The organism is Kitasatospora sp. NPDC059803 (genome assembly GCF_042732255.1).
Classification (GTDB): domain Bacteria; phylum Actinomycetota; class Actinomycetes; order Streptomycetales; family Streptomycetaceae; genus Kitasatospora.
The window spans coordinates 1-1,447 of the sequence record NZ_JBHWIJ010000579.1 but is presented as its reverse complement, the minus strand read 5'-3'; the positions used below and the strand labels follow the sequence as shown (position 1 = coordinate 1,447).

The 1,447-nt window shown below is 74.2% G+C and carries 1 protein-coding gene; it reads right to left on the bottom strand.

All coding sequences use genetic code 11. The features are described from left to right. Positions 1-183: 183 nt before the first annotated feature. On the bottom strand, positions 184-1,368 hold the full coding sequence (locus ACFV6I_RS39630) for a phosphatidate cytidylyltransferase (protein WP_380431158.1): 1,185 nt from the start codon (positions 1,366-1,368) through the stop codon (positions 184-186). Positions 1,369-1,447 lie beyond the last annotated feature (79 nt).

The window sequence follows — 1,447 nt, the reverse complement described above, 5'->3', positions numbered from 1 at the left end:
GGGGGGGGCGGGGGGGCCCCCAAATGGGTCCGTCCCCGGGGATTCGCTTGGTTAAACCCGGGGCCCCCCCGGCGGGCCGCGGCCCTGGCGGGGCGGGGCCCCCGCCCGCCGGGGCGCCGGGGGCCCTTCCACCACTCGCGGCCGGAGGACAGGTTCTGAGGCGTCCTACGGCCGGACAAGGCCCTAGCTGCCGACGAAGGCCGCCAGCAGCAGCCAGACCACCGGGGCGGTCGGCAGGAGCGAGTCCAGCCGGTCCATGATGCCGCCGTGGCCGGGCAGCAGCGTGCCCATGTCCTTGATGCCGAGGTCTCGCTTGATCATCGACTCGCCCAGGTCGCCCAGGGTCGCGGTGACCGCCGCGCAGCCGCCCAGGATCAGGCCCTGCCACCAGCTGCCGCCGTCGATGATCAGCTCCATCAGCACGGCGCCCGCCAGCATCGACAGGCCGATGCCGCCGGCCAGGCCCTCACGGGTCTTGCCGGGGCTGATCGTCGGGGCGAGCTTGGTCTTGCCGAACTTGTAGCCCACGGCGTAGGCGCCCGTGTCGCTGCAGATCGTGACGATCAGGAACAGCACGATCCGCTGGGGGCCGTCGTCGGCCGCCAGCATCAACGCCACGAAGGTGGCCAGGAACGGCACGTAGAAGGCGGTGAACACCCCGGCCGTTATGTCCCGCAGGTAGTCCTCCGGCGGCTCGGCCATCCGCCAGACCATCACCGCCAGCCCGGTCAGCGCGAGCGAGGCCGCGGCCCACTGCACCCCGGCCCAGTAGCCGGTGGCGATCATGGCGATGCCGCCTGCGACCAGCGGCACCAGCGGCGCCTTGATCTGCTTGCGCTCGGCGAGCCGGCTGGTCAGCTCCCAGATACCGACCGACACCGCGGCCATCACGACGAACAGGAACAGCGCCTTCACCACGAACAGCGAGGCGATGATCACCACACCGAGACCGACCCCCACGCCTATCGCGGCCTGGAGGTTACGGCCACCGCGCTGCTTGCGCGGCTGCGGCTGCGGGGCGGACTGGGCGGCCACGGGTGTCTCCTGCCCTGGATGGGACGACGGCACGAAGTGGGGCTGCCCGGCCGCCGGGTAGGTCGACGGCGGCGCGGGAGGCACCGGGGCCCCGGTGCGCGGCGGGGCGCCGCGGCCGGGGGTGGCGTCATCGGTTATCGCGCGCAGCACGACCGTCTCCGTCACACCCGGCACCGCCGCCTCGGACCGGTCGTCCCGGAACAGCGGGCCGCTCAACCGACCGGCCTCCCGGGACTGACCGGCGGCGGGGTCACCCGGCCGGCCGGAGCCCGCCGGCGGGCCCTGGTCCGGCACGCCGGGGAACGGGCCGGGGCCCGCCGGTACGGGAGGCATGACCTGAGTCTCCTCCGCGTCGCCGCCCCAGTACACCGGAGGCTGCTGCGAGTGAACCGAACGGTGGCCGGGGCCACCC

Excerpts from the sequence above, each read along its gene's own strand:
- ACFV6I_RS39630 (WP_380431158.1), bottom strand. The coding sequence starts at position 1,368 with ATGCCTCCCGTACCGGCGGGCCCCGGCCCGTTCCCCGGCGTGCCGGAC.